The sequence below is a fragment of the Arsenophonus sp. ENCA genome, assembly GCF_002287155.1.
GTDB lineage: Bacteria > Pseudomonadota > Gammaproteobacteria > Enterobacterales > Enterobacteriaceae > Arsenophonus > Arsenophonus nilaparvatae.
This window is the reverse complement of record NZ_NHNG01000572.1, coordinates 1-5337: the sequence shown is the minus strand read 5'-3', so window position 1 is coordinate 5337 and position 5337 is coordinate 1. Positions and strand designations below refer to the sequence as shown.

At 50.0% G+C, this 5337-nt stretch carries 5 protein-coding genes; 4 read left to right on the top strand and 1 reads right to left on the bottom strand.

The window, feature by feature from the left end:
• Window positions 1–341 (top strand): transposase (locus tag CBG25_RS14890; protein WP_290607601.1); only part of this gene is annotated, 341 nt, incomplete at its 5' end.
• Window positions 342–467: 126 nt separating this feature from the next.
• Here the strand turns inward: CBG25_RS14890 and CBG25_RS14885 are convergent.
• Window positions 468–779, bottom strand: a complete 312-nt coding sequence (locus CBG25_RS14885; RefSeq protein WP_290607599.1) for a helix-turn-helix domain-containing protein — start codon at window positions 777–779, stop codon at window positions 468–470.
• Between the two features lie 491 nt (window positions 780–1270).
• Here CBG25_RS14885 and CBG25_RS14880 point away from each other — a divergent pair, with 491 nt between their 5' ends.
• The 3 genes from CBG25_RS14880 to CBG25_RS14870 are packed head-to-tail and all read left to right on the top strand — an operon-like array spanning window position 1271 to window position 5207.
• Complete coding sequence (locus CBG25_RS14880) at window positions 1271–2176, top strand: DUF3102 domain-containing protein (protein WP_290607603.1); 906 nt, start codon at window positions 1271–1273, stop codon at window positions 2174–2176.
• Window positions 2169–4028: a transposase family protein gene (locus CBG25_RS14875; RefSeq protein WP_290607597.1), complete on the top strand. Its 1860-nt coding sequence runs from the start codon at window positions 2169–2171 to the stop codon at window positions 4026–4028. Before CBG25_RS14880 ends, CBG25_RS14875 begins: the two co-directional genes overlap by 8 nt.
• 12 nt (window positions 4029–4040) lie before the next feature.
• On the top strand, window positions 4041–5207 hold the full coding sequence (locus tag CBG25_RS14870) for an AAA family ATPase (protein ID WP_290607595.1): 1167 nt from the start codon (window positions 4041–4043) through the stop codon (window positions 5205–5207).
• Window positions 5208–5337: the final 130 nt, after the last annotated feature.

Sequence of the window (5337 nt, the reverse complement as noted above, 5' to 3'; positions counted from 1 at the left end):
AAATCTTGAATCAGCGAAAGAGCATGGTTGAACCTGTGTTTTCAGCATTGCGGGGAATTCAGGGTTTGGAACGTTTCCGGCGTAAGGGATTATTAGCGGTAAAGCTCGAATTTACCCTGCATGCAATGGCCTATAACTTATCAAGAGCGGTTGCTCTGATATTATGGATGATTTTCAGTCTATTATTTGTACAAACTAAAATCAGAAAAAGAGAAAATCTGCACGGTGGGATATTGTTGAAAAAAAAATTCCACCCCTTTTGCGACAGCCTCTATAAAAACGCGCCTCATGCACAATCCGTTCACGCTCATAAGGCAGGCCATCGCCGTACTTCTCCATAATGTCTCGTTGATGAATGGCCAAGGTGTTCATGTTGTCCTGTAAATCGGGGGCGACCTGATATTCAGGCGTCATATCTATCTTCTCTGGCAAGGCGCGTCGGGCCATCACTCGTTCCTCCGGTAAGGTTAGCGGCTGCTAAAGCAGCGCTGTTTTAATTCTGTCAACTTCACCTGGCTGCGGTCTGAGGCATCCAGATAGGCCATCGCAATCAGTAAAAACTCCTGGCCCAGCGCGTAATGCCCTGTGGGTCGTTTTTCAATCATGCCCTCTTCTATCATCAGCGGCAGGGTGCGACTGATGTTGGTGGGGTTTTCCTTCAATAAACGGGCTAAATCCCCATTAGACAGTCCATCGGTACCGTGCCCTTTGAGTGCCTTTAAAATTCGCAACACGCGCCGGGCGCGGGAGCTAGCGGGTAATAATGTGGTCTCACTCATCTTGTTATTCCTGTTACTCTCAGTGAAATTGTGTTACCGTCAGTGCAATGTATTCGTTGTCATTTATGCATAGACCGTCTCGCTGCTTCTGAGGTACGTATGGTTTGCTGGATGGCCCGCTTTATCTTATAGGCTTCACCGCGTATGCCTTTGCTTGAGCCCGCAAGCAACATCCAGACGTTATGGGGTTTAAACCCCCGCTTCAGTGCCCAGGCTTTAACAGAAGGGTAATCCTGGTAAACACAGTGATAAAAAATTTGCTTTTCGTCTGCGAGGTGCATTGTTCTTTCTCCGTAAAAATTTTCATAAAAAAGTATACTTTCATATTTAAAATAATGTAAAGTCCTTTTTGAAGATTTTTGTATGTTTTTTTAAGTCTCGTTACATCACTATCAAACGCAATAGAAGGAGAGCCTTATGGCAAAGAAAAAAACCGCCACAACACTGTTGGCAACCTCACCGGACAATATCACGATTGCGGGGGGGGGGCAATTGTATACCCTGAAAAAAGTGAAGAAAAAAGCGCTCAACAGGACGTGATGGCGCGGTTTGGCGATGGCCTGCCTTATGAGCGTGAACGGATTGTGCATGAGGCGCGCTTTTATATGGCGCAGAGTGCCGAAGCCATGCTGGAGGCAGGAAAGCGACTCATTATTCTTAAAGAGAATGAACCGCATGGCTCTTTCTTGAATATTGTAACTGAACAGTTGGGGTTAGTGCCAAAGACAGCTCATCGCATGATGAAGGCAGCATTAAAGTATTTATCGCCTTCGCTTCAATCAAAGATGACAACGTTGTCAAACTTGGGCAAAGCAAAACTCTATGAGCTGATGCTGGAAGACGACGAAGACCTCGCTGAACTCGCCGAAGGCGGCACCATTGTAGGCCTCACCCTCGATGATGTGGACCGCATGTCGGTGCGTGAGCTGCGCGCGGCGATACGCCAATCGCGCCAGAAGTTAAAAGAAAGTGAAAATGACTTAAATACCAGTCGACAAATGGTGGCTGAACGAGAAGAAAAAATCCAAAAACTCACTGTAAACAAATTAGTTAACAACCCGCTGGATGCAGAGGGGATTCGCCAACTACGCGATGAAATCGGCCTGGTTGAGTACGAAATAAAAGCCTTGCTGATGACCCGCTTTCGGGAAGGGGTTGACAGACTGGCCAGCAACAGTGGCGATATCCTGCCGCACGCAGAATACATTGCGGGCCTCTTAAATGATATTGAACTTGAAATCACCTTATTACGCGATGACTTTGCCCTGCCGCGCCATGCGTTAATCGACCCGGTGCCAGCCTGGGCGAAAGACGACATAGAGGCTGATAACGGGGACTATTCCGCTTCCGCCCGCCCTGAAAAGCAGATTAACCAGGATGAGGTGGAAGATGTATGAGAATCGTGTATCTAACCTGCATTCACCTGCGTTTCAGTGGGAGGGCATGTGCATGATGAATCCGGCCCTGATTGAACGATTACTCATCGTTGCCCGTGAAGCTGAGCAGGCAGGCCATGGTGGAAAAGAGGCCGTTTATCAGACGGCCTGTAAAGAGTTGATGATGGCCAAATCAACATTACTCAGAAAAATCAGGCAGGTAGCTTATAAAGCCCCACGAAAAAAACGTGCAGATGTGGGAACAAGCGCTTTGACATACGAAGAAGCGTTAAAAGTATCTGCTGTTATAACAACAACCTTTCGTAATAATGGCAAGAAAATGTATAGCCTCGAGCGTGCCGTTGATGATTTGAGCGCCAATGGCTTAATCAATGCAGGCTACCTACATCACGATACCGGGGAGTGGTTTCCGCTGTCAATCGATGCCGTCCGCCGCGCATTGTACCACTATAAGCTGCACCCTAACCAGTTACGCGGTGCAACACCGTGCGTACGACTCAAAACCGAGCACCCCAATCATGTCTGGCAACTGGATGCGTCGCTCTGTGTGCTTTATTACCTGAAAAATCCAGGTAAGCGGGGCGCAACTTGCGATACAGGCTTGCGCATGATGAGGAGGGAAGAATTTAACCCAAACAAACCCAAAAACCTGGACCGTATTGTTAACGACCGCGTCTGGTCATTTGAGTTAACTGACCATACCAGTGGCTGGATTTATGCTGAATACCGCTTCGGCGGGGAAACGACGAAAAACTTTACCGATGTGTTGATTAACGCCATGCAGGAGCGGGGTGGAGCCGATGTCCTGCACGGTGTGCCGCGCATTCTGTATACCGACCCCGGTTGCGCACTGGTGTCTGCCACCATGCGGAATCTCTGCCGCGCCCTGGGGATTCAGCTTATCTCACACAAAGCGGGGAATGCCAGGGCAACGGGCTCAGTAGAAAAGGCGCGGGACATTCTGGAATGCGAGTTTGAATCGCGCCTGTATTTTGTCCGCATAGAAGATATCGATAAACTCAATGACAAGGTAAAGCTTTGGCGCATGGAGTATAACGCGACGAGGATACACAGCCGTCACAAAAGGACGCGGACTGACTGCTGGAAAGATATCGCTGAAAGCCCGCTACTAGTTAAGGCCCCGTCCATTGAGGTGTGTCGACAGTTGGCTGTGAGCAACCCTGAAACGCGTAAGGTGAGGGCTAATCATTGCATTTCAGTGGGGGATTATGAATACAGCGTCAAAGGCGTACCTGGGGTTTTTATCAACGACACCATTCTTGTCACCCGTAATCCCTGGCGGAATAACGAGGTACAGGTCGTTATTATCGGCGAGGACGGCAGGGAAACCTTCTATCCGGCCCCTATGGTCATAAAAAATCAATATGGCTTTGACGTTACTGCGCCGACCATCGGTGAGTCCTTTAAGGCGCCACCCCATACGCCCGCCCAGAAGAATCTGGCTGAAGTGGAGCGGGTACTGTATGGCACCCAGACTGTTGCCGAAACAGAGGCCGCCCGCAAGGCGAAAGCCTTACCTTTTGGCGGACGCTTTAACCCGTATCTGAGCAGCGAAAAATACCAGACGACCTCACCGATTGACCCGTCGAACGCGGGACTGCCTGCCTCCGTGGGGGTCACCCGTTTTGAAGAACGGTTAAACCCCGTGGCCGTTGTACAAATACTGCGGGAACGCTTTAAGGCAGCGGGTAAAAGCTGGCACGGCGAGTTTTATCTCACGCTGACCCAGCGCTTCCCGGACGGTATCCCTGCCGACCAGGTTGACGCACTGGGTGATGAACTGATGGCCCAGTCCACCGATGTGGTGGTCAATCTCGCCAGCCACGGGTAACGGGAGGTCATCATGCTAAAACTCAAAACCCTGCTGCAACAGCACAGCCTGACCCAGGCGGCACTGGCGCGTGAGCTGGGTGTCTCTGAAGCCACGCTGGCACAAATCATTAACCACAACCAGTGGCCAAAACGGGATACGCACGACCTCAAATCAGGCATTGAGCGCTGGTTAGGTCAGCGTGGTGTGAATGCCAGAGACTGTTTCGATGCTATCGCCAGTCGTAAGAATAACCCCACCGTATTGAATAAGGAGGAAAGGATGTTACTGAAAAAACAGGTCTTGCTGCCTGCCACCAAAAAGCATTTTGGGCTGTTTCGCGCCCCGTTTGATGACAATGCCGTGCAAAGTCACGAGGACGTATTTATGACGCCCGATAACCGTTATGTCCGGGAAGCCTTATGCCAAACAGCCTTATATGGTGGCTTTGTGGCGATTGTTGGTGAATCCGGCTCAGGCAAAAGCACCCTGCGGCGTGACATGATTGAATACATCAACCAGAAGAACGCGCCGGTGCTGGTCATAGAGCCCTATGTGTTGGCCATGGAAGACAACGACCATCAGGGAAAAACCCTGAAAGCCGCCAGTCTGGCGGAAGCCATTGTCCATACGTTGGCCCCACTGGAAACGCTCAAACGCTCGCCCGAAGCGCGCTTTCGCCAGTTACACAAATTGTTAAAAGAAAGCAGCCGCACCGGGTATCGCCATGTGCTGGTGATTGAAGAAGCGCACTCCCTGCCGATACCGACGTTAAAACACCTCAAGCGGTTCTTTGAACTGGATGATGGGCACAAAAAACTGCTGGCTATCATTCTGCTGGGCCAACCTGAGCTGAGCGACAAGTTATCTGAACGTTTTTTTGAGGTCCGGGAAGTGGTGCAACGCTGTGAAGTGATTGACCTGCCGCCCCTGGACGCCCATCTGACGGATTTTCTTGCGTTCAAATTTAAGCGGATAGGCACAGACCTGAACAAGATTATCACCCCGGATGCCATCAAGGCGATACGCCAACGCCTGAGTTATCAGCGAGGGGACCAAAGCACCGCGTCAAAGCAGAGAACGACAGTCAGCCTGCTTTACCCCCTGGCTATCGGCAATCTGGTGACCGCCGCCATGAATCTGGCCGCGCGAAACGCGATCCCGGTTATCGACGCCAATATTATTCACAGTGTCCATTAAGTTCACGAGTTTCGCACAAAACTAATTTGGGTACGCTAATAAAACACGGATGTGCTCAGCAATAGCATTTTTGATTACGTCCCAATTTTGTTGATAAAGGGTTATTTTTTCAGATATACGACGTTTATGT